General features: G+C 32.2%; 24 protein-coding genes. 22 read left to right on the plus strand and 2 right to left on the minus strand.

The window, feature by feature from the left end; translation table 11 throughout:
• Positions 1 to 85 precede the first annotated feature (85 nt).
• Entirely contained in the window at positions 86 to 751 is a 666-nt protein-coding gene (locus HMPREF2953_RS00485; RefSeq protein WP_049335513.1) for a DUF2750 domain-containing protein, read from the plus strand.
• A 69-nt stretch (positions 752 to 820) separates the two neighbouring features.
• On the opposite strand, the gene coaW is transcribed toward HMPREF2953_RS00485, so the two are convergent.
• A complete protein-coding gene (gene coaW, locus HMPREF2953_RS00490; protein ID WP_070671278.1) occupies positions 821 to 1,621 on the minus strand; it encodes a type II pantothenate kinase in 801 nt (266 codons plus the stop codon).
• A gap of 180 nt (positions 1,622 to 1,801) precedes the next feature.
• Here coaW and HMPREF2953_RS00495 point away from each other — a divergent pair, with 180 nt between their 5' ends.
• The 3 genes from HMPREF2953_RS00495 (at position 1,802) to HMPREF2953_RS00505 (ending at position 5,107) form a co-directional block, all read left to right on the plus strand.
• Positions 1,802 to 2,662, plus strand: coding sequence for a GNAT family N-acetyltransferase (locus tag HMPREF2953_RS00495; RefSeq protein ID WP_070671279.1), 861 nt, complete (start codon positions 1,802 to 1,804; stop codon positions 2,660 to 2,662).
• A 109-nt stretch (positions 2,663 to 2,771) separates the two neighbouring features.
• Positions 2,772 to 3,302 carry a DNA-directed RNA polymerase subunit delta gene (gene rpoE, locus HMPREF2953_RS00500; protein ID WP_070671281.1) on the plus strand — a complete coding sequence of 177 codons (531 nt, stop codon included), beginning with the start codon at positions 2,772 to 2,774 and terminating at the stop codon, positions 3,300 to 3,302.
• A gap of 197 nt (positions 3,303 to 3,499) precedes the next feature.
• On the plus strand, positions 3,500 to 5,107 hold the full coding sequence (locus tag HMPREF2953_RS00505) for a CTP synthase (protein WP_049335518.1): 1,608 nt from the start codon (positions 3,500 to 3,502) through the stop codon (positions 5,105 to 5,107).
• A gap of 117 nt (positions 5,108 to 5,224) precedes the next feature.
• Here HMPREF2953_RS00505 and HMPREF2953_RS00510 read toward each other — a convergent pair whose 3' ends face one another.
• The gene (locus HMPREF2953_RS00510; protein WP_054105566.1) at positions 5,225 to 5,746 is read right to left on the minus strand and encodes a DUF2529 domain-containing protein; all 522 of its coding nucleotides are present in this window, start codon (positions 5,744 to 5,746) and stop codon (positions 5,225 to 5,227) included.
• A 160-nt stretch (positions 5,747 to 5,906) separates the two neighbouring features.
• On the opposite strand from HMPREF2953_RS00510, the gene fdaB reads away from it, so the two are divergent.
• From fdaB to atpE, 18 genes are all read left to right on the plus strand, one after another.
• Positions 5,907 to 6,764 carry a class IIb fructose-bisphosphate aldolase FdaB gene (gene fdaB, locus HMPREF2953_RS00515; RefSeq protein ID WP_002448638.1) on the plus strand — a complete coding sequence of 286 codons (858 nt, stop codon included), beginning with the start codon at positions 5,907 to 5,909 and terminating at the stop codon, positions 6,762 to 6,764.
• A gap of 390 nt (positions 6,765 to 7,154) precedes the next feature.
• Positions 7,155 to 8,426, plus strand: coding sequence for a UDP-N-acetylglucosamine 1-carboxyvinyltransferase (locus HMPREF2953_RS00520; protein ID WP_070671283.1), 1,272 nt, complete (start codon positions 7,155 to 7,157; stop codon positions 8,424 to 8,426).
• 87 nt (positions 8,427 to 8,513) lie between these two features.
• Entirely contained in the window at positions 8,514 to 8,849 is a 336-nt protein-coding gene (locus HMPREF2953_RS00525) for a winged helix-turn-helix transcriptional regulator (RefSeq protein ID WP_002488141.1), read from the plus strand.
• Between the two features lie 109 nt (positions 8,850 to 8,958).
• On the plus strand, positions 8,959 to 10,386 hold the full coding sequence (locus HMPREF2953_RS00530) for an aldehyde dehydrogenase family protein (protein WP_070671286.1): 1,428 nt from the start codon (positions 8,959 to 8,961) through the stop codon (positions 10,384 to 10,386).
• Between the two features lie 239 nt (positions 10,387 to 10,625).
• The gene (rho, locus tag HMPREF2953_RS00535; RefSeq protein ID WP_070671288.1) at positions 10,626 to 11,942 is read left to right on the plus strand and encodes a transcription termination factor Rho; all 1,317 of its coding nucleotides are present in this window, start codon (positions 10,626 to 10,628) and stop codon (positions 11,940 to 11,942) included.
• A gap of 115 nt (positions 11,943 to 12,057) precedes the next feature.
• The gene (locus tag HMPREF2953_RS00540; protein ID WP_002448672.1) at positions 12,058 to 12,315 is read left to right on the plus strand and encodes a type B 50S ribosomal protein L31; all 258 of its coding nucleotides are present in this window, start codon (positions 12,058 to 12,060) and stop codon (positions 12,313 to 12,315) included.
• A gap of 174 nt (positions 12,316 to 12,489) precedes the next feature.
• Positions 12,490 to 13,089 carry a thymidine kinase gene (locus HMPREF2953_RS00545; RefSeq protein WP_002448715.1) on the plus strand — a complete coding sequence of 200 codons (600 nt, stop codon included), beginning with the start codon at positions 12,490 to 12,492 and terminating at the stop codon, positions 13,087 to 13,089.
• Entirely contained in the window at positions 13,089 to 14,165 is a 1,077-nt protein-coding gene (gene prfA / locus HMPREF2953_RS00550) for a peptide chain release factor 1 (protein ID WP_002488140.1), read from the plus strand. The genes HMPREF2953_RS00545 and prfA overlap by 1 nt, the downstream gene beginning before the upstream one ends.
• Positions 14,152 to 14,988, plus strand: a complete 837-nt coding sequence (gene prmC, locus HMPREF2953_RS00555; RefSeq protein ID WP_002448696.1) for a peptide chain release factor N(5)-glutamine methyltransferase — start codon at positions 14,152 to 14,154, stop codon at positions 14,986 to 14,988. Before prfA ends, prmC begins: the two co-directional genes overlap by 14 nt.
• Positions 14,989 to 15,072: 84 nt before the next feature.
• The gene (locus HMPREF2953_RS00560) at positions 15,073 to 16,113 is read left to right on the plus strand and encodes an L-threonylcarbamoyladenylate synthase (RefSeq protein ID WP_049335525.1); all 1,041 of its coding nucleotides are present in this window, start codon (positions 15,073 to 15,075) and stop codon (positions 16,111 to 16,113) included.
• Positions 16,110 to 16,526, plus strand: a complete 417-nt coding sequence (locus HMPREF2953_RS00565) for a low molecular weight protein arginine phosphatase (protein ID WP_070671291.1) — start codon at positions 16,110 to 16,112, stop codon at positions 16,524 to 16,526. The genes HMPREF2953_RS00560 and HMPREF2953_RS00565 overlap by 4 nt, the downstream gene beginning before the upstream one ends.
• 109 nt (positions 16,527 to 16,635) lie before the next feature.
• Positions 16,636 to 17,160: a TIGR01440 family protein gene (locus HMPREF2953_RS00570; protein ID WP_002448698.1), complete on the plus strand. Its 525-nt coding sequence runs from the start codon at positions 16,636 to 16,638 to the stop codon at positions 17,158 to 17,160.
• 24 nt (positions 17,161 to 17,184) lie between these two features.
• A complete protein-coding gene (gene glyA / locus HMPREF2953_RS00575; protein WP_070671293.1) occupies positions 17,185 to 18,423 on the plus strand; it encodes a serine hydroxymethyltransferase in 1,239 nt (412 codons plus the stop codon).
• A gap of 24 nt (positions 18,424 to 18,447) precedes the next feature.
• On the plus strand, positions 18,448 to 19,077 hold the full coding sequence (gene upp, locus HMPREF2953_RS00580; protein WP_054105567.1) for a uracil phosphoribosyltransferase: 630 nt from the start codon (positions 18,448 to 18,450) through the stop codon (positions 19,075 to 19,077).
• A 19-nt stretch (positions 19,078 to 19,096) separates the two neighbouring features.
• The gene (gene wecB / locus HMPREF2953_RS00585; protein WP_070671295.1) at positions 19,097 to 20,230 is read left to right on the plus strand and encodes a non-hydrolyzing UDP-N-acetylglucosamine 2-epimerase; all 1,134 of its coding nucleotides are present in this window, start codon (positions 19,097 to 19,099) and stop codon (positions 20,228 to 20,230) included.
• A 159-nt stretch (positions 20,231 to 20,389) separates the two neighbouring features.
• The gene (locus HMPREF2953_RS00590; protein ID WP_049335534.1) at positions 20,390 to 20,737 is read left to right on the plus strand and encodes an ATP synthase subunit I; all 348 of its coding nucleotides are present in this window, start codon (positions 20,390 to 20,392) and stop codon (positions 20,735 to 20,737) included.
• Positions 20,738 to 20,765: 28 nt separating this feature from the next.
• Entirely contained in the window at positions 20,766 to 21,491 is a 726-nt protein-coding gene (atpB, locus tag HMPREF2953_RS00595; RefSeq protein WP_070671296.1) for a F0F1 ATP synthase subunit A, read from the plus strand.
• A gap of 32 nt (positions 21,492 to 21,523) precedes the next feature.
• Entirely contained in the window at positions 21,524 to 21,736 is a 213-nt protein-coding gene (atpE, locus tag HMPREF2953_RS00600; RefSeq protein WP_002448651.1) for a F0F1 ATP synthase subunit C, read from the plus strand.
• Positions 21,737 to 21,814: the final 78 nt, after the last annotated feature.

Genomic DNA, 21,814 nt, shown 5'->3' on the forward strand with positions numbered 1-21,814 from the left:
TAATTATAAAAAAGAATATGGATGTTTGACGTTAATTTTAATATAATTTAACATTTAATTAGTATATTAAGAGAGAGGGTTTGCAATGGAATATAAGCATAATGACTATTTCAAAGAGATATTAATTAATGAAGTCATTATTTTGGCTAGTAAAAATAAAAAATTAATTCGTATTCATCATGAAGATGGTGATTATACAGGGATGTGGACGAATGAAGACATCGCAAAAGAGTATTTAAATCACTCAGACATTCAATTTGATCGACTATTAAATATTGATATTGATACGTTCGTTACGTATGATATGGATGAATTGTTTGATGAAAGTGATAAAATTTTAATCAATACTTCAAGTAAAGAAGAGGGACATATTGTCAAAGTTGTAGACATGATGGATGAACTCATGTCTGAATTAGATAAAATTCGTCTTAAAGAATTTGCAAAAGATATTTCAAAAGAAAATCATGTTTTTGGTTTAACACGTAAAGGGGAAAAAAGATTTATTCTTATTAGTGATAAAGAAAATCAAAAACCTAATATTATGCCTGTATGGAGTATTAAAAATCGGGCACGAAAAGTTCGTGATAAAGATTTTGAAGAATGTGATTTAATCGAAATCGAAGGTAGTGTATTTAGTGAATGGCTTGATAAATTAAGAGATAATGACCAAGCTGTTGCAGTAGACTTAAAACCTGGAGTCGTAGGTACCATTGTTTCTCCACAAAAAGTATCTAATGAATTATCATTTTAAATCAAATCCCAATAGGTTTCTTTTTTAAGAGATCTATTGGGATTTTTATGTTGATATTTTTGGTTTGAATTAGCTTAAATGAAGAACACCGATTGCACCTGAAAATGCACCATTTTCAATGTAAAAAGGATGGCATCCTCGTAAGACAGTATAATCCTCAATAACTTTTCGTAGTAAAGGATTATTATTAAAAGAAGACCCAATATAAACAACATTTTTTGTTTGATATTCACGAGCTACTGTAATCGCCATCGTTGTAATCACTTCTCCAACGACACCTACTACAGATGCTAATTTATCTGAGTTAGTAACATGTTCATTCATATTATTTAGTACATTGCCAAAGTTTGCAGCAGTGAGTTCACCAGGAATAGGTGGTTCAGAATCTTTATATATATGTTTAACTTTTAAATCGATAATATCTCTATTTCCAGATTGAGCGAGATTTGTAAGTGTTTCATAATCAGATATTTCAGTCAATAAATAACCTAAACCTCGAATCATTCCGCCACCAGTACCAATTCCACCTACACGTTCTTGATGGTGACCGTTATAATAATGTAAAGATGTACCAGTACCTATATTTGCAAATATGTATTGATTAATATGATGGCCTTGCTCCTTAAGTAAAATACCTAATCCCCTTGAAGCAGCATCAAACTCAACAAATATTTGGGATGATTGTTTGATGTTTTCAGCAATAACGCCTGCGTTACCCCCTGTTAAATTGATTTTTTCGCATTCATTTTGGTTTAACCATTGAATGACTTTATTTATATCTGTTGTTAATTCAGTTGACAATGTACGGTGTGTATCATCTTCCATTGCTATTTTAATTAATGTACCGCCGGCATCGATACCTACTCTCATTTTTTTCACCTCTAAAATTAATATATAACAAGTTAATACTATAATAATTTTGACGAATTGCAATTATTTTACAATATTATAAAATAAATGGTAAATATTAGAGTAAATAGATCATTTTATAAGATTTAAAGGTTATATATGATATTATTAAAACAACTTTATGATATAGGGGCTAATTTTATGAGTATAGTAAAGCAATTTGAAAACATTACAATTCAGGAATTTGAAGAACAATATCGCGATGATGTCCTAAACTTTGAATTAAGTGAACGACAACAAATTTATTCATCATTACCTAAATCTGTATTAGAAGATGCTTTAAATGATGAAAATCGAGTGCCTAATATTGCCATTAATGAATATGGAGATGTAGTAGGATTCTTCGTACTTCATCAATATTATCAACATGAAGGATATGATACACCTGAGCATGTCGTTTATGTTCGATCATTGTCTATTAATGAAACGTTTCAAGGACAAGGCTATGGTACAACTATGATGATGTATTTACCTCAATATGTTCAAGCATTGTTTCCAGATTTCAATCATTTATATTTAGTTGTTGATACTGAAAATGAAGGGGCCTGGAATGTATATGAACGTGCTGGATTCATGCATACAGCTACTAAGGAAGAAGGACCCATCGGTAAAGAACGTTTATACTATTTAGATTTGGATTCTAAGCATGTATCGTCATTGAAATTAGTTGAGAATAAAGATTCAAATATTGCCATGTATCAAATCATTAATTTATTAAAAGATGATCAAAAAGTTGGATTTATTGCACTCGAACATCTAGATACCCATCTAAAAATCGCCGCAATAGAAGTATATAAAGATCAAAGAAAAGAGGGTATTGCTGGGAGTGCTTTAAGACAACTCCCTACATATGTACGCAAACATTTTAAAGAAATAAGAAGTATAGGTATTACATTATTTGGAGAAAATAATGAACTTAAGCCATTATGTATTAGTAGCGGCTTTGTTGAGACAGATCAATCAGATGACTTAGTTATTTTCAAAAAATATATTAATTACTAATTGAATAGCAATTGCGAAATCATAAAATGTCATTTATAATTTATCTTTGTTACTATTAATAAAAGCAATATAAAGATAATAAAATCCTTTGAAAGGAAGTTTAGTTATAATGAAAATTCAAGATTATACTAAAGAAATGGTTGATGAAAAATCATTTATCGATATGGCTTATACTTTATTACACGATAAAGGGTCAACAATGAATCTCTACGATATTATTGATGAATTTAAAAGCCTTGGTAATTATGAATATGATGAAATTGAAAACCGTATTGTACAATTTTATACTGATTTAAATACAGATGGACGTTTCTTAAACGTTGGTGAAAATCAATGGGGATTACGTGATTGGTATTCAGTAGATGATATTGAAGAAAAAATTGCACCAACAATTCAAAAATTTGATATTCTTGATGACGATGATGAAGAAGATGAAAATCTTAAGTTACTTGGCGACGATGAAATGGATGATGACGATGATATTCCAGCTCAAACTGATGATCAAGAAACATTAGATGATTCTGATGATAATGAAGAAGATATTGACGATTCAGATATCGTTATTGAAGAAGATGATGATGACGACATCGCTGAAGGTGAAGAAGAGGCATTTGAAGATGCAGAAGATTTTAATGACTAAATATTAGTTTTAATTGACTTTTGAATGAAAAATGTTAAAATTTTATTCGGGCTCCTTTAATTAGGACACGTGTATAAATGTTATACGCTCCCCTTACAAATATGTGAGAGGGAGCGATTTTTTTATTTTTAGGAAATGTTTAAATTTTGTAGAGATAGAGTAAGGAAGCAACCCTTAATAAATTAGGAGGTCAGACAATGACAAAATTTATCTTTGTAACCGGCGGAGTAGTTTCATCTTTAGGTAAAGGTATCACAGCCGCTTCTCTAGGAAGATTGTTAAAAGACAGAGGACTTAAAGTAACAATTCAAAAATTTGATCCATATTTAAATGTTGATCCTGGTACAATGAGTCCTTATCAACATGGAGAGGTATTTGTTACAGATGATGGCGCTGAAACTGACTTGGACTTAGGACATTATGAACGTTTTATAGATATCAATTTAAATAAATATTCTAATGTCACTGCGGGAAAAGTATATTCACATGTGCTAAAAAAAGAACGTCGTGGAGATTATTTAGGTGGAACAGTTCAAGTGATTCCACACATTACAAATGAAATTAAAGAACGCTTATTATTAGCTGGAGAAAGTACAAATGCGGATGTAGTCATTACCGAAATCGGCGGCACAACAGGTGATATTGAATCTCTTCCATTTATTGAAGCTATTCGCCAAATTAGAAGTGACCTTGGTCGTGAGAATGTGATGTATGTTCATTGTACATTACTTCCATACATTAAAGCAGCTGGAGAAATGAAAACTAAACCAACACAACATAGTGTAAAAGAATTACGTGGTTTAGGTATTCAACCTGACTTAATTGTTGTTCGAACAGAATATGAAATGACTCAAGATTTAAAAGATAAAATTGCTTTATTCTGTGATATAGATAAAGAGAGTGTTATTGAATGTAGAGATGCATCGTCATTATATGAAATCCCATTACAATTAAGTGCTCAAAATATGGACGATATTGTAATTAAACGATTAGATTTAGATGCTAAATACGATACACAATTAGATGAATGGCAATATTTATTAGATACCGTTAATTCATTAGATGGTACAATTACTATTGGCTTAGTTGGTAAATATGTAAGTTTACAAGATGCATACTTGTCAGTGGTTGAATCACTAAAACATGCAGGTTATCCATTGAAAAAAGATGTTGTAGTAAAATGGATTGATTCAAGTGAAGTGACAGACGAAAATGTAGAGAGTTACTTAAGTGATGTGGATGGAATTTTAGTTCCTGGTGGCTTTGGTTTTAGAGCAAGTGAAGGTAAAATTTCAGCTATCAAATATGCAAGAGAAAATAATATACCTTATTTTGGTATTTGCTTAGGGATGCAATTAGCAACTGTCGAATTTGCAAGAAATGTTGTAGGCCTTAAAGATGCCCATTCAGCAGAACTTGATCCAAATACACCATATCCAATTATTGATTTGTTACCTGAACAAAAAGATATCGAAGATTTAGGTGGCACATTACGTTTAGGTCTTTATCCATGTACTATTAAAGATCATACTTTGGCGCATAACATTTATAATGAAACAAATATTGAAGAGCGTCATCGTCATCGTTATGAATTTAATAATACTTATAGAGAACAATTAGAAGATAAAGGAATGGTCTTTTCTGGTACTAGTCCAGATGGTCGTTTAGTGGAAATGGTAGAAATTCCAGAAAATGATTTCTTCATTGCTTGTCAATTCCATCCGGAATTCTTATCTAGACCTAATAGGCCACAACCCATTTTCAAAGCTTTTGTAGAAGCTGCTTATAAACATCAACAAAATTAAAATATCAAAATAGAAGCGGAACAGACTACTTTTTAAAGTCTATTCCGCTTCATTTATATCAATTTATATAGAAGTTAAAGGCTGTACATGTTAAGTATTAATGATTATAAAGTTATTTTATAATTCCAAGTCTCTAGTCATTTCAATCATTTGTGTATATATATCATAGTAAATGTAATTAAACGCCATTGTATGAGGTTGTACAATTTTATCATAATCCTCAGTATATACGATTGGACGCGGGGTTGATAAGTTTACAAAATGCATAAGATGTTCAGGGAAATCTTCTTGTTTAGGACGATTGCATACTAATACAAAATCAATATCTTTGTCTATTAATTGTTGAACATCTTGAGCAACTTCCTTGGTATAAAAAGGAGAGAATAAAAATACACGGTCAGTTGTGTCTAAATCATTTAAACTGTTTAATTCACTCAATTTTTTACTAGAATTTAATTTTTCATCACTGTCTAATATAAAAGTTTCAAAAAATTTTAAGTCTCCATAACCATTAATATATACATACCCTTCTCCACCAATAGCTTGGATTAAACATTGAGCAGCCATTTGTATATCTAACGCCTGGTCTTCTAAACGATTGAATATACCCGTTAATTGTGTTTGTAGTATCTTTGACATGATTATCCTCCATTTCATTAGTATTGTAATGAAATATAATATTTTATGCAATGAAGCTTCAAAAGTTATCAATTATTTTTAAATTAAGCATGCAATAAAAAATATTATCTGCTATAATAATTTTGAAAATTTATGTAATTGGATACAAGGAGGAACTTTCATGCCATTAGTTTCAATGAAAGAAATGTTAATCGATGCGAAAGAAAATGGTTATGCGGTTGGCCAATACAACTTAAATAACTTAGAATTTACACAAGCTATTTTAGAAGCTTCTCAAGAAGAGAACGCGCCAGTTATCTTAGGTGTTTCCGAAGGTGCTGCACGTTACATGAGTGGTTTTTATACAGTAGTTAAAATGGTAGAAGGTTTAATGCATGATTTAAATATTACTATACCAGTAGCTATCCACCTAGATCATGGTTCAAGTTTTGAAAAATGTAAAGAAGCTATTGATGCTGGATTTACTTCAGTAATGATTGATGCTTCACATAGCCCATTTGAAGAAAATATTGAAATTACTTCTAAAGTAGTAGAATATGCACATCAACATGGCGTGTCAGTTGAAGCTGAATTAGGAACAGTCGGTGGACAAGAAGATGATGTTGTAGGCGGTATCATCTATGCTGATCCTAAAGAATGTCAAGAATTAGTTGAAAGAACTGGTATTGATACTTTAGCACCAGCATTAGGTTCAGTACACGGTCCTTATAAAGGCGAACCTAAATTAGGCTTCAAAGAAATGGAAGAAATTGGTGCATCAACTGGCTTACCACTTGTTTTACATGGTGGTACAGGTATTCCAACTAAAGATATTCAAAAAGCAATCCCTTATGGTACTGCAAAAATTAATGTAAATACTGAAAATCAAATTGCTTCAGCTAAAGCTGTTAGAGATGTATTGAACAATGATAAAGAAGTTTACGATCCTCGTAAATACTTAGGTCCAGCACGTGAAGCTATTAAAGAAACAGTAAAAGGCAAGATTAGAGAGTTTGGTACGTCTAATCGTGCTAAATAAAATAAAGATTATTAAAGGTTAAGGCAACCTGAACTGTCAGCAAAGTGATCGCTTTGTTGACAGTTTTTTTATTTTATACAAAATTTTACGATATATTATTAAAGTATTTGTATAAAGTTAGTCGTGCGGAGTGTTACTCAATGACTGACTCACGATGTATAAAAATTAAATTAACTTTTTATAAAATTTATGAAAAAATAGAATTAATTAATTGTATAAATTGATTTATAATAGTGTTATCAATCCGTTATATGAATTATTAGATTTTTAGATATTAATATTATAATTGCTAAGTTTTTTTAAAAGTTAGTGTTTTACAAATAAATAATATATAATTTATAATGCGAATTATGTATAATTTTACAAAAGGCGATAAAGGAGAAAAAATAAATGAGTCAAGAAGTAATTAAAATCCGAGGTGGTCAACCACTAAAGGGTGAAGTTACAATTAGTGGTGCAAAAAATAGTGCCGTAGCTATTATTCCAGCTACTTTATTAGCGCAAGGACAAGTGAAAATTGACGGTTTACCGCAAATCTCAGATGTTGAAACACTTGTGAGTTTATTAGAAGATTTAAATATTAAAACAAATCTTAATGTTAAAACATTAGAAGTTGATACATCAGAAATTAAAAATGCACCATTACCAAATAATAAAGTTGAATCTTTACGTGCCTCTTATTATATGATGGGAGCCATGTTAGGTCGATTTAAAAAATGTGTGATTGGTTTACCAGGTGGTTGTCCATTGGGCCCACGTCCAATTGATCAACACATTAAAGGATTTAAAGCTTTAGGTGCTGAAATTGATGAATCAAGTGATACATCAATGAAAATAGAAGCAAAAGAATTGCACGGAGCCAACATCTTTTTAGATATGGTAAGTGTTGGTGCAACCATCAATATTATGCTTGCAGCTGTTCATGCAAAAGGGCAAACAACGATTGAAAATGCTGCCAAAGAACCAGAAGTAGTAGATGTAGCAAACTTTTTAAATAGCTTAGGCGCAAATATCAAAGGCGCCGGTACGAGTACTCTAAAAATCAGTGGTGTTGAAGAGTTACATGGAGCCGAATATCAAGTGATTCCTGATAGAATTGAAGCGGGAACGTATATGTGTATTGCAGCTGCTTGTGGTGAAGAAGTAACAATTAAAAATATTGTACCTAAACATTTAGAAGCCCTCACAGTTAAACTAAATGAATTAGGCGTTGATATTGATATCGATGATGATAAAGAACAAATAGTAATTAAAGGTAAATCATCATATAAAAATGTAGATATTAAAACATTAGTATATCCTGGATTTGCTACTGACTTACAACAACCTATTACGCCTTTATTATTTATGACAGATGGTCCTTCTTTCGTTACAGAAACGATATATCCAGCTCGTTTCCGCCATGTAGAAGAGCTCAAAAATATGGGAGCTCGTATTGAAGCAGATACGTCTACTGGTACTGCAACAATTAAACCTTCTAAACTTCAAGGTGCCGAAGTATATGCGAGTGATTTACGTGCAGGAGCTTGTTTGATTATTGCTGGATTACTAGCAGAAGGTGTTACAACAATTTATAATGTTAAACATATTTATAGAGGATATACAGATATCGTTAAACATCTTAAAGAATTAGGTGCGGATATTTGGACTGAACAAGTTTAATTATTTTTGATATACTTAAATATATTAATTGCTGAAGTATATTAAACACCTGCAATGTTTAAGAAGTTTTGAATAGAGGTGAAGACAATGGAAATCTGTCCATATCTCGAAGAAACCTTTAAAATTGTTGGTAGAAGTTGGAACGGTTTAATCATTAATTACCTATCTCGATGCGCTGATTATACTGCACACTTTTCCGATATGAAAAGGGATTTAAAAACAATTACTCCACGTGCATTAAGTATTAAGCTTACAGAATTAGGTGAGTGGGAATTAGTAGACAAAAAAGTCATTTCTACACGTCCTGTTTCTATCGTTTATGAGTTAACCGATAAAGGAAAAGCACTTGCTGAGGCTTTAAGACCAATTGAAGCATGGGCTAGAGATTACGTCACATTAGAACATAACGATTCAGTTAAATAATATAGTTAAAAGGTTGGAGTTTATATAAACTTTAACCTTTTAATTATGTTTAAATAAAATCAAATCGGATATATATCAGACATACACATTCTTAAGGAGTGAATCATTGATGAGAAATTATACTCAACAATATATTAATGGTGAATGGATTGATAGTGAAAGTAACGAAACAATTGATGTAATTAATCCAGCAACAGAAGAAGTTATTGGAAAAGTTGCAAAAGGTAATGAAAAAGACGTAGAAAAAGCGGTTCAAGCTGCTCATGACGTATATTTAGAATTTCGCCATAGTTCAGTTGAAGAAAGAAAACAACTACTAGATAGAATAGTAGAAGAATATAAAAATAGAAAACAAGATATTATTGAAACAATTACAGCAGAGTTAGGCGCTCCACTAACTGTTTCAGAAAATGTTCATTATCAAATGGGTTTACAACACTTTTCAGAAGCACGTAGAGCTTTAGATTCATTTGAATTTGAAGAACGTCGCGGAGATGATTTGGTAACTAAAGAAGCGATTGGCGTTTCTGGATTAGTTACACCATGGAATTTCCCAACTAATCAAACATCTCTTAAATTAGCAGCAGCATTTGCTGCAGGTAGTCCAGTTGTGTTAAAACCTTCTGAAGAAACACCATTTGCTGCAATAATTTTAGCTGAAATCTTTGAAAAAGCAGGCGTTCCTAAAGGCGCATTTAACTTAGTTAATGGTGATGGTGAAGGTGTAGGTAATCCATTAAGCGAACATCCTAAAGTTAGAATGATGTCATTCACTGGTTCTGGAGCTACAGGTTCTAAAATTATGGAAAAAGCAGCTAAAGATATCAAAAAAGTATCTCTTGAATTAGGTGGCAAATCACCATATATCGTACTTGACGATGTAGATATTAAAGAAGCTGCAAAAGCTACAACTGGAAAGGTTGTTAATAATACTGGTCAAGTATGTACTGCAGGAACAAGAATCTTAGTTCCAGAAAGTATTAAACAAGAATTCTTAACTGCCTTAAAAGAAGAGTTTAGTATTGTTAAAGTTGGCGATCCACTTGATAAAAATACCCAAGTAGGACCAATCATTAGTAAAAAACAATTCGACACAGTACAATCTTATATTGATAAAGGTATTGAAGAAGGCGCTGAATTATTATATGGTGGTCCAGGTAAACCAGAAGGATTAGATACAGGTTATTTTGCTAGACCAACTATTTTTATAAATGTTAAAAATGATATGACTATTGCACAAGAAGAAATTTTTGGTCCAGTTGTTTCAGTCATCACATATAATGATTTAGACGAAGCAATCGAAATTGCTAATGATACTAAATATGGTTTAGCAGGATATGTAATTGGTAAAGATAAAGAAACGCTTCAAAAAGTGGCACGTTCAATTGAGGCAGGCAGAATTCAAATTAATGAATCTCCAAACGAACCCTATTTACCATTTGGTGGTTATAAACAATCTGGTATCGGTCGTGAATGGGGCGACTACGGAATTGAAGAGTTCTTAGAAGTAAAATCAATTGCTGGTTATTTTAAATAATTAAGTATAATGAAATAGTTTAATATAAATACAGTTCATGGAATCATTTTAGTTCCATGAGCTGTTTTATTTTTTGAAATTTAATAAAATCATTTTGTAATTAAATTAAAAATTTGCTATATTAATTCTAGTATTTAAGATGCTAACGTTTAAAACATTTAAGTTATAATCATTTAGATGATTTAACAATGCTAGTAGCTAGATGATTTTTATAAAAATATAAGAAATGGGTGCAATTTATGCCTGAAAGAGAACGAACATCACCACAATATGAATCTTTTCATGAATTGTATAAAAATTATACGACAAAAGAACTTACGCAAAAAGCAAAATCATTAAAACTAACTAATTATAGTAAATTGAATAAAAGTGAGCTTGTCTTGGCAATTATGGAAGCTCAAATGGAAAAAGATGGAAATTACTATATGGAGGGTGTTTTAGATGATATACAACCTGATGGATATGGTTTTTTAAGAACTGTTAATTATTCTAAAGGTGAAAAAGATATATATATATCAGCTAGTCAAATTAGACGTTTTGAAATTAAACGAGGCGATAAAGTAACTGGAAAAGTACGAAAGCCTAAAGACAATGAAAAATACTATGGACTTCTACAAGTTGACTTTGTTAATGATGAAAATGCAGAAGTTGTAAAAAAACGTCCTCATTTCCAAGCACTTACTCCGTTATATCCAGAGGAAAGAATTATTCTTGAAACAGAGCCTCAAAATTATTCTACTCGAATTATGGATTTAGTTACTCCAATTGGTTTAGGTCAACGTGGCCTTATTGTCGCTCCTCCTAAAGCTGGTAAAACTTCATTACTTAAAGAAATTGCAAATGCAATTAGTACAAATAAACCAGATGCTAAATTATTTATATTATTAGTAGGTGAACGACCTGAAGAGGTAACTGATATAGAGCGTTCAGTGGAGTCAGCAGAAGTAGTACATTCCACTTTTGATGAACCTCCTCAACATCACGTTAAGGTAGCAGAATTATTATTAGAAAGAGCAAAACGTCTTGTAGAGATAGGACAAGATGTCATTATCTTGATGGACTCTATTACGCGTTTAGCAAGAGCATATAACCTTGTTATCCCACCTAGTGGTAGAACATTGTCAGGTGGCTTGGATCCAGCATCCTTACATAAACCTAAAGCATTTTTCGGTGCTGCTCGTAATATTGAAGCAGGTGGTAGCCTAACTATTTTAGCAACGGCTCTAGTAGATACAGGTTCACGTATGGATGATATGATTTATGAAGAGTTCAAAGGTACAGGTAATATGGAACTTCATCTTGATCGTAAATTATCTGAACGTCGAATATTCCCAGCTATTGATATTGGGCGTAGTTCTACGCGTAAAGAAGAATTATTAATTAGTAAGTCTGAATTAGAGTCATTATGGCAACTTAGAAATATGTTTACTGATTCTACCGATTTTACAGAGCGTTTTATAAGAAAATTAAAACGTTCAGAAAATAACAAAGAATTTTTTGAACAATTGCAAAAGGCAGCCGCTGAAAGTACAAAAACAGGAAAACCAATTATCTAAAATATATGATTGAGGGTTGCGTTTTCCTTCAATAACTATTATAATTACACAGTATTGGGTAAAAACTCACAAATAACTCTGTTCCAGATGGTTCAGGGCAAAGGAGCTGAAAAAAATGAAACAAGGAATTCATCCTGATTACCACAAAGTCATCTTTTTAGATACAACAACGAACTTTAAATTTTTAAGTGGTTCTACTAAAACTTCTTCAGAAACAATGGAATGGGAAGATGGTAACGAATACCCAGTTATTCGCTTAGATGTATCATCTGATTCACATCCATTCTACACAGGACGTCAAAAATTCGCTGCTGCGGATGGTCGTGTGGAACGTTTCAACAAAAAGTTTGGTCTCAAATCAAACAACAATTAATTTTGAACTTAAAATGCCTGCCTAATCTATTATGTATAGAATTAAGCAGGTATTTTTTTATTTCTAAACTATTTTATTAATTTCTTCAGTGATAACCCAGTAATAAACTCATTTATAATAATCGAAAATATGATATAATTAAGCGATTATGTTTTGAAAAAGGTGGAACTTATAATGTATGAGACTTACCATTCTGGTTGGATTGAATGCATTACTGGAAGTATGTTTAGTGGTAAATCGGAAGAATTAATTCGTCGATTAAGAAGAGGAATTTATGCTAAACAAAAAGTAATCGTATTTAAACCAGCTATTGATGACCGGTATCATAAAGAGAAAGTTGTATCACATGATGGTAATGAGCTAGAAGCCATTAATATCTCAACAGCTAGAGAAATACTATTACAAAATTTATCTCAATTTGATGTCATAGGTATAGATGAAATTCAATTTTTTGATAATGAAATTGTACATATAGTAGAAAAGCTAGCTGAAGATGGTCATAGAGTTGTAGTAGCAGGATTAGACATGGACTTTAGAGGTGAACCTTTTGACCCCATGCCTCAAATTATGGCTGTAAGTGAACAAGTGACCAAATTACAAGCCGTTTGTGCAATATGTGGTTCGTCATCAAGTCGGACGCAACGTTTAATTAATGGACAACCAGCAAGAATTGATGATCCAATTATATTAGTAGGAGCAAATGAAAGTTATGAGCCAAGATGCAGAGCACATCATATTGTAGCACCTAGCATCAATGACAAGGAGGAAATATAGTGTTTGATCAATTAGATATTGTTGAAGAAAGATATGAACAGTTAAATGAAATGTTAAGTGATCCAGAAATTGTTAATGATCCAGATAAATTACGAAAATATTCTAAAGAACAAGCTGATTTACAGAAAACAGTAGATGTTTATAGAGATTACAAAAGTAAAAGAGAAGAAGTAGCAGAAATAGATGAAATGCTAACTGAAACAGATGATAAAGAAGAAATTGAAATGTTAAAAGAAGAAGCATCAGGATTAAAAAGTGAACTTCCAGAATTAGAAGAACAACTTAAATTCTTGTTAATTCCTAAAGATCCAAACGATGAAAAAGACGTTATTGTCGAAATTAGAGCAGCAGCTGGTGGAGATGAAGCAGCTATTTTCGCAGGCGATTTATTAAGAATGTATACAAAATATGCGGAATCTCAAAATTTTAAAACTGAAATTGTTGAAGCGGCAGAAAGTGATCATGGTGGATATAAAGAAATCAGTTTTTCAGTTTCAGGTAGTGGTGCTTATAGTAAGTTGAAATTTGAAAATGGTGCTCATCGTGTACAACGTGTGCCCGAAACAGAATCTGGAGGACGCATTCATACATCTACAGCGACTGTAGCTGTTTTACCTGAAGTTGAAGATGTAGAAATTGAAGTGCGTAATGAAGATTTGAAAATTGATACGTATCGTTCAAGTGGCGCTGGTGGTCAACACGTTAATACTACAGACTCTGCTGTACGTATTACGCATATTCCAACCGGTATTATTGCAACGTCTTCAGAAAAATCACAAATTCAAAACCGTGAAAAAGCATTAAAAGTATTAAAAGCGCGATTATATGATATGAAATTACAAGAAGAACAACAAAAGTACGCGGCTCAACGTAAATCAGCTGTAGGGACAGGAGATCGTTCTGAACGTGTAAGAACTTATAATTATCCTCAAAGTCGTGTGACAGATCATCGAATTGGTTTAACTTTACAAAAGCTCGACCAAATTATGGAAGGTAAATTGGATGAAATTATTGATGCATTAACACTTTCTGAACAAACTGAAAAACTGAAAGAACTAAATAATGGCGAGCTTTAAAGATACCTTACAAGAAGCGATTGAATTAACAAAAGAAAAAGGATTTGAACAATCTAGAGCGGAATGGCTGATGTTAGACTTATTTGAATGGTCTAGGACAGATTATTTAATGCATATGTATGATGAGATGTCTCAAGCTGAAGAAGCAAAATTTTCACTTGCATTAGACCGTATGTTATTAGGAGAGCCCATTCAATATATTGTTGGTTTTCAATCATTTTATGGATATCAATTACAAGTAAATTCTCATTGTCTTATTCCACGTCCAGAAACAGAAGAAGTCATGCTTCATTTTTTAGAGCATTGTAAGGATGGGAGTACAATTGCTGATATAGGAACAGGCAGTGGAGCGATTGCAATTGTACTTAAAAAACTAAATCCAACCTTAAATGTAATAGCCACAGATCTTATTGAAGATACTTTAGAGGTAGCATCTGATAATGCACATCAATTAAAAGCGGATATCAGATTTCTAAAAGGTAATGCCCTTAAACCACTTATTAAAGAAAATATTAAATTAGATGGCTTAATATCAAACCCTCCTTATATTGATCAAACTGAGATGAAAGATATGGAAGATACAGTAGTAAAGTATGAACCTCATATCGCGTTATTTGCTGAGGATGAAGGGTATGAGATTTATGAGATGATTCTAGATGATTTACCCAAAGTACTTAATAAAGGGGCTTATGTAACTTTTGAAATTGGATATAATCAAGGAGAAATATTAAAAGCACGTATTATAAATAAATATCCGCATGTTAATGTAAATCTCTTGAAAGATATTAACGGATTAAATAGAATGATTTCATTTAAGTGGTAATAGTGGAGTGGGAAAGAAATGTATTATTTTCTAACCCACTTCTTTTTCTTTAATAACTTCACATATGTGAAAGGTGTGATCAAAATGAAAACAAAAATATGGAATATGAAAGATTATAGTCAAGATTCCCAAACGTTTTCTCAATTAGCAGAAATAAAAACTATTTATGAAAATGGGGGCCTAATTGCGATACCTACTGAAACAGTATACGGTTTAGGTGCCAATGCTAAAAATGAACAGGCAGTAGAAAACATTTATAAAGCTAAAGGACGTCCGTCTGATAATCCACTGATTGTTCATATTTACAAGCAATCACAAATGGATGCATTTGTATCAACTATCCCTAAGGAAGCCAAAAAATTAATGAATGCATTTTGGCCTGGCCCAATCTCGTTTATTCTTCCTTTAAAACAAGGATACTTATGTGAGAAAGTGACAGGTGGGCTTAATTCTATTGCTGTAAGAATGCCAAGTCATCCAATTGGAAGAGCCATATTAGAATATGTTGATTTGCCAATCGCAGCACCCAGTGCAAATATAAGTGGAAGACCTTCTCCAACGACATTTCAGCATGTGTATAATGATTTAAATGGAAAAATAGATGGTATTGTAAATGGGGATCAAAGTGAAGAAGGCTTAGAAAGTACAGTTTTAGATTGTACACAATTTCCTTTTAGAATAGCAAGACCAGGATCAATTACTCAAACAATGCTTAATCACGTGGTACCTCACAGCGTCATTCAATATGATTATAATCAATTAGAACGTCCCATAGCACCAGGTATGAAATATAAACACTATGCACCTAAAACACCTGTATATATGTTAACTGAATTTACACAACCTATTTCTGAGTTAAATGAATCAGGGTTAGCATTTGTTTTACCTTCTAGTATGAAAAAGTATGTACCTAAAGATTGTATATTTATCTCTCTTTGTGAAAATCAAAGAGATGTTAAAGGGGCTAATCATAACTTATATAAAATTTTACATGACATTGATGATGATGAACGAATACAAAAAGCATTTATTTATACTTTTGATAATATTGAAGGCTCTGAAGCAGTTATGAATCGTATGATGAAAGCAACGGGAAATCAAATAGTTAAAGGAAGAGAATTATGAAGATAATATTTGTATGTACTGGAAATACGTGTAGAAGTCCTATTGCAGAAAGTATAGCTACAGTGCTTCTACCTAACGATTCTATTCAATCACGTGGATTATTTGCAATGAATGGACAATCTATCACTCCTGAAGCATTAGAAGTTATTTTAGAAAATAATTTACCAGAACCCTCTGTATCTCAAATATTCAGTCAAGATGACTTAAAAAGTGATTTAATTTTAACAATGACCAATAATCATAAAAGACAGTTAATCAGTCATTATGGGACAGAATATCCTATCTATACATTATGTGAGTATGTATCAGAAACAGGTGAAATAGGTGATCCATTTGGCGGTAGCATAGATACCTATCGTCACACATTTAACCAATTATACTCTCTTATTAACAAATTGAAACACGAAGAATAAAGAGAAATATTACGCTAATAGTATAAGTTGAGTAATAAATAAGTTATAATAAAAAAGTATAGCTTGTCAGCTATGCTTCTTTTTATCTTTGCAAGTGAGGTGAAATAATATGCAAGAACTTACAACTTTACTGGATGAATTGAAATCTCAATCTTTTTTCAAGAAAGATGAGATGTGTGTGATAGGATGTTCAACTTCTGAAGTAATTGGGGAAAAAATTGGGTCAGTTGGTTCAATGGAAGTCGCTGAAACTATTTTTAATGAATTAGAACGTATAAAACGTGAAACGGGCGTTTCATTTGCGTTTCAAGGTTGTGAACATATCAATAGGGCGATTACAATTGAGCGAGAAGATTATAATCCATTTACTATGGAAGAAGTAACTGTTGTACCAGATGTTCATGCAGGAGGAAGTCTTGCTACATATGCCTATCAACATATGAACGATCCAATAGTCATTGAATATATAAAAGTGCCTAAAGGTATTGATATTGGTCAGACGCTTATTGGAATGCACATTAATCATGTTTGTGTTCCATTGAGAACAAGCGTTAAAAAAGTTGGTGAAGCTATAGTTACAATCGCTACTTCAAGACCAAAAAAAATTGGTGGAGAAAGAGCTAAATACGAATAAGTTCTAAAGGAAGAAGGGGAATATATGTCTTATATTAAAGAACAAGATCACATTATTTATGAAGCGATTCAAAATGAATATAACCGTCAAAACAATAATATTGAACTCATTGCTTCAGAGAACTTTGTTTCAGAAGCGGTAATGGAAGCGCAAGGATCTGTAATGACAAACAAATATGCAGAAGGCTATCCAGGTCGTCGTTATTATGGTGGTTGTGAATATGTTGATGTTACAGAAACAATTGCTATTGAACGTATCAAAGCTTTATTCGGAGCTGAACATGCAAATGTACAACCACATTCAGGTTCGCAAGCTAATATGGCAGTGTATTTAGTTGCTTTAGAAATGGGAGATACTGTGCTTGGAATGAATTTAAGTCATGGTGGTCATTTAACCCACGGTGCTTCAGTTAATTTTAGTGGTAAGTTTTATAACTTTATCGATTATGGTGTAGATAAAGAAACTGAAAGAATTAATTATGATGAAATTCGTGAATTAGCACTGAAACATAAGCCTAAATTAATTGTAGCTGGTACGTCAGCGTATTCTAGACAATTAGATTTTAAGAAATTTAAAGAAATTGCTGATGAAGTTGGTGCTAAATTAATGGTTGATATGGCACACATTGCAGGTTTAGTAGCAACTGGATTACATCCTAATCCTGTAGAATATGCTGACTTTGTTACCAGTACAACTCATAAAACGCTGAGAGGACCACGTGGAGGCCTAATTCTTTGCAAGGAAAAATATAAAAAAGAGATAGATAAGACAATATTTCCTGGAATTCAAGGTGGACCACTAGAACATGTGATCGCTGCAAAAGCTGTTGCTTTTGGAGAAGCTTTAGAACCAGATTTCAAAGTGTATCAAGAGCAAGTCATTAAAAATGCTAAAACTTTAGCTGAAACACTTCAAGATGAAGGATTTAGAATTATTTCAGGAGGTACGGATAATCATCTAGTTTCAGTAGATGTGAAACAATCAGTTAATTTAACTGGTAAACAGGCTGAAGAAACATTAGATTCAATTGGTATTACATGTAATAAAAATACAATACCTTTTGATCAGGAGAAACCATTCGTTACAAGTGGAATTAGACTAGGCACTCCTGCTGCAACGACGCGTGGTTTTGATGAAGTAGCATTTAAAGAAGTAGCTTTAATTATCAGTACAGCATTAAAAAATTCAAATGACCAAGCAAAATTGAAAGAAGCTAGTGATAGAGTAAAACAATTGACTCAACAATATCCGCTATATGAATAACAACATAAATGGAGGAAATGAATTATGAGTAAAGTACATGTATTTGATCACCCACTCATTCAACATAAATTGAGTTACATTCGTGATAAAAATACCGGAACAAAAGAATTTAGAGAGCTTGTTGATGAAGTAGGTATGCTAATGGCATATGAAGTTACAAGAGATTTACAATTGCAAGATGTAGAAATTGAAACTCCTGTAACAACTATGACAGCCAAACGATTAGCTGGAAAAAAATTAGCAATTGTACCTATTTTAAGAGCAGGCTTAGGGATGACAGATGGTGTATTAAACTTAGTTCCAGCTGCTCGTGTAGGACATATTGGATTGTATCGTGATCCTAAAACATTAAAAGCAGTAGAATATTTTGCTAAATTACCTCAAGATATCGATGAGCGTGAAATTATAGTAGTTGATCCAATGTTAGCTACAGGCGCTTCAGCAATCGAAGCAATCAATTCACTAAAAAATCGAGGTGCAAAGAATATTCGTTTTATGTGTTTAATTGCCGCACCTGAGGGTGTTGAAAAAATGCAAGAAGCGCATGAAGATGTTGATATCTATATTGCAGCTTTAGATGAAAAACTTAATGAAAAAGCATATATTACACCTGGTTTAGGAGACGCTGGGGATAGATTATTTGGTACTAAATAGTACTATAGGAGTAAATATTATGAGAAAGATTATGACAGTCTTTGGTACAAGACCAGAAGCAATTAAAATGGCACCTTTAGTTAAAGCACTTGAAAAAGATTCAATGCTAGAACCAATTATTGTTGTAACTGCTCAACATAGAGAAATGCTTGATTCAGTTTTAAAAACATTCAACATAACACCCCATTATGATTTGAATATCATGAAAAAAGGGCAAACTCTTTCAGAAATAACAGCTAGATCTATTATTCAACTCGAGCAAATTATGAAAAAAGAATGTCCAGATATGGTACTTGTTCATGGTGATACCACGACTACTTTTTCTGGCGCATTAGCAGCATTTTATAATCATACATCTGTAGGACACATAGAAGCTGGTCTTAGAAGTGGGAATAAATATGCGCCTTTTCCAGAAGAAATAAATCGACAGATGGTTAGTAACATTGCCGATTTACACTTTGCTCCTACTATTGGTGCAAAACACAATCTAATTCAAGAAAATAAAGATAAGACATCTATAGTGATTACTGGCAATACTGCCATTGATACACTAAATTTTACAATTAATAAAAATTATACCTCTGAGTTGATAGAAAAGCATAAAAATAAAAAAATTGTATTGCTGACTGTTCATCGTAGAGAAAATATTGGAAAACCTATGGAACATATTTTCAAAGCAGTTAGAGATATCGTTGAAGATATTGAAGACGTGGTAGTAGTTTTTCCTTTACATATGAATCCCGAAGTTAGAAAACTATCATACGCTTACTTAGAAAAACATCCAAGGGTAGAGCTTATTGAACCATTAGATGTTGTTGATTTTCATAATTTTGCTAATCATGCTTATTTAATTTTGACTGATTCTGGAGGCATTCAAGAAGAAGCACCATCATTAAATAAACCAGTTTTAGTTCTTAGAGATGTAACTGAAAGACCTGAAGGTGTAGAAGCTGGAACATTAAAAGTAATTGGAACAGAGTATACACATGTGTATCAAGAAATAAGAAAATTATTAATGAACAAACAAGTTTATAATAATATGGCATATGCTCAAAATCCTTATGGAGATGGAAAGGCATCTGAACGTATATGTGAAAGCATTAAATACTATTTAGGATTAACCGAAGAAATACCTAAAGAATTTGAAAAGTAAAAAAATTGTTGATTTAATTGTGAACATTTTATGACAATATTGGTGTTAAATTAAACAACAATTTGAATAGAATTGACACATAAATTACCCTATATTATTATTAAAATTGTATGAGTGGAACGGTTTCCATGATTGTCATAAGTTTTGGAGGCACAAAGAATGAAACGGTTCAGCATCATATTTAGACAATTCATTCAATATTACATTTATTTTTTAATAATGTTAAGTATTTTGTATTTTATTAAATCTAATTCTTTTTTATTAGGCTTAATAATTGGGACACTCGGATCTCTAATCAACACATACATTTTTGAGATATATCTTTCTAGGGCAAAACAACCAGATAATATACATATTTCTACAGGCAATGTATGGAGATACTTAGTCGCAATTATTGCATGTATAGTATGGGTTGTCTTTAAAGAGAATGTAAATATCATTGGTATAATGATAGGCCTTATGATTTCTTATGTATTAATCATTTTACGCCCTCTCTTGCTAAAATAGTAAACTATATACAGAAAGAGGTGAGTACATGGATCACAAATCCCCACTCGTAAGTTGGAATGTGTTTGGATTTGATATTGTTTTCAACTTAGCAAGTATTATGATGCTTATTATTACTGCTATTATTGTTTTTATAATAGCTATTGTTTGTACGCGTAATCTTAAGAAAAGACCTAGTGGCAAACAAAACTTTATCGAATGGATTTTCGATTTTGTAAGAGGCATTATTGAGAGTAACATAGCATGGAAAAAAGGTGGTCAATTTCACTTCTTGGCGGTAACATTAATTTTATTTATTTTTGTTGCCAATATGCTAGGTTTACCATTTGCAATTGTTACACATGATCATTATTTATGGTGGAAATCTCCAACTGCTGACGCGACTGTAACGTTGACGTTATCTACGATGATGATTTTATTAACTCATTACTATGGTGTTAAAATGCGTGGAACAAAAGCATATGTTGGTAATTACTTTAAACCTTTCTGGCCATTAGCAATTATTAATGTCTTTGAAGAATTCTCTTCAACATTAACACTAGGTTTACGTCTTTACGGTAATATTTTTGCTGGTGAGTTACTATTATCACTATTAGCTGGCCTGTTTTTCCAAAACGGCTGGGGCTGGATAATTAGTATTCCTGGCTTAATTATATGGCAAGGATTCTCAATCTTTGTCGGTACAATCCAAGCATATATCTTTATTATGCTATCTATGGTTTACATGTCCCATAAAGTTGCGGACGCACATTAACATAAACAAACATTTTAGGAGGAATTATTAATATGGGTTTAATCGCAGCAGCAATTGCAATCGGTTTATCAGCATTAGGTGCTGGTATCGGTAACGGTCTTATTGTTTCAAGAACAGTTGAAGGTGTAGCACGTCAGCCAGAAGCACGTGGTCAATTAATGAGTATTATGTTCATTGGTATTGGTTTAGTTGAAGCATTACCAATCATCGGCGTTGTTATCTCATTCATGACATTATTCAGATAAGAAATGTTCGAGGCGAAGTCTCTTTGATCTTCGCCATTCGTTTTATTTAGTGGCAAAGTGATGATTAATAATGAAAGG

The sequence above is a fragment of the Staphylococcus sp. HMSC072E01 genome, assembly GCF_001814125.1.
GTDB lineage: Bacteria > Bacillota > Bacilli > Staphylococcales > Staphylococcaceae > Staphylococcus > Staphylococcus hominis.

What these genes read in the sequence shown, in the direction of transcription:
- HMPREF2953_RS00485 (WP_049335513.1), top strand. Translation starts at nt 86, where the DNA reads ATGGAATATAAGCATAATGACTATTTCAAAGAGATATTAATTAATGAA.
- coaW (WP_070671278.1), bottom strand. Translation starts at nt 1,621, where the DNA reads ATGAGAGTAGGTATCGATGCCGGCGGTACATTAATTAAAATAGCAATG.
- HMPREF2953_RS00495 (WP_070671279.1), top strand. Translation starts at nt 1,802, where the DNA reads ATGAGTATAGTAAAGCAATTTGAAAACATTACAATTCAGGAATTTGAA.
- rpoE (WP_070671281.1), top strand. Translation starts at nt 2,772, where the DNA reads ATGAAAATTCAAGATTATACTAAAGAAATGGTTGATGAAAAATCATTT.
- HMPREF2953_RS00505 (WP_049335518.1), top strand. Translation starts at nt 3,500, where the DNA reads ATGACAAAATTTATCTTTGTAACCGGCGGAGTAGTTTCATCTTTAGGT.
- HMPREF2953_RS00510 (WP_054105566.1), bottom strand. Translation starts at nt 5,746, where the DNA reads ATGTCAAAGATACTACAAACACAATTAACGGGTATATTCAATCGTTTA.
- fdaB (WP_002448638.1), top strand. Translation starts at nt 5,907, where the DNA reads ATGCCATTAGTTTCAATGAAAGAAATGTTAATCGATGCGAAAGAAAAT.
- HMPREF2953_RS00520 (WP_070671283.1), top strand. Translation starts at nt 7,155, where the DNA reads ATGAGTCAAGAAGTAATTAAAATCCGAGGTGGTCAACCACTAAAGGGT.
- HMPREF2953_RS00525 (WP_002488141.1), top strand. Translation starts at nt 8,514, where the DNA reads ATGGAAATCTGTCCATATCTCGAAGAAACCTTTAAAATTGTTGGTAGA.
- HMPREF2953_RS00530 (WP_070671286.1), top strand. Translation starts at nt 8,959, where the DNA reads ATGAGAAATTATACTCAACAATATATTAATGGTGAATGGATTGATAGT.
- rho (WP_070671288.1), top strand. Translation starts at nt 10,626, where the DNA reads ATGCCTGAAAGAGAACGAACATCACCACAATATGAATCTTTTCATGAA.
- HMPREF2953_RS00540 (WP_002448672.1), top strand. Translation starts at nt 12,058, where the DNA reads ATGAAACAAGGAATTCATCCTGATTACCACAAAGTCATCTTTTTAGAT.
- HMPREF2953_RS00545 (WP_002448715.1), top strand. Translation starts at nt 12,490, where the DNA reads ATGTATGAGACTTACCATTCTGGTTGGATTGAATGCATTACTGGAAGT.
- prmC (WP_002448696.1), top strand. Translation starts at nt 14,152, where the DNA reads ATGGCGAGCTTTAAAGATACCTTACAAGAAGCGATTGAATTAACAAAA.
- HMPREF2953_RS00560 (WP_049335525.1), top strand. Translation starts at nt 15,073, where the DNA reads ATGAAAACAAAAATATGGAATATGAAAGATTATAGTCAAGATTCCCAA.
- HMPREF2953_RS00565 (WP_070671291.1), top strand. Translation starts at nt 16,110, where the DNA reads ATGAAGATAATATTTGTATGTACTGGAAATACGTGTAGAAGTCCTATT.
- HMPREF2953_RS00570 (WP_002448698.1), top strand. Translation starts at nt 16,636, where the DNA reads ATGCAAGAACTTACAACTTTACTGGATGAATTGAAATCTCAATCTTTT.
- glyA (WP_070671293.1), top strand. Translation starts at nt 17,185, where the DNA reads ATGTCTTATATTAAAGAACAAGATCACATTATTTATGAAGCGATTCAA.
- upp (WP_054105567.1), top strand. Translation starts at nt 18,448, where the DNA reads ATGAGTAAAGTACATGTATTTGATCACCCACTCATTCAACATAAATTG.
- wecB (WP_070671295.1), top strand. Translation starts at nt 19,097, where the DNA reads ATGAGAAAGATTATGACAGTCTTTGGTACAAGACCAGAAGCAATTAAA.
- HMPREF2953_RS00590 (WP_049335534.1), top strand. Translation starts at nt 20,390, where the DNA reads ATGAAACGGTTCAGCATCATATTTAGACAATTCATTCAATATTACATT.
- atpB (WP_070671296.1), top strand. Translation starts at nt 20,766, where the DNA reads ATGGATCACAAATCCCCACTCGTAAGTTGGAATGTGTTTGGATTTGAT.
- atpE (WP_002448651.1), top strand. Translation starts at nt 21,524, where the DNA reads ATGGGTTTAATCGCAGCAGCAATTGCAATCGGTTTATCAGCATTAGGT.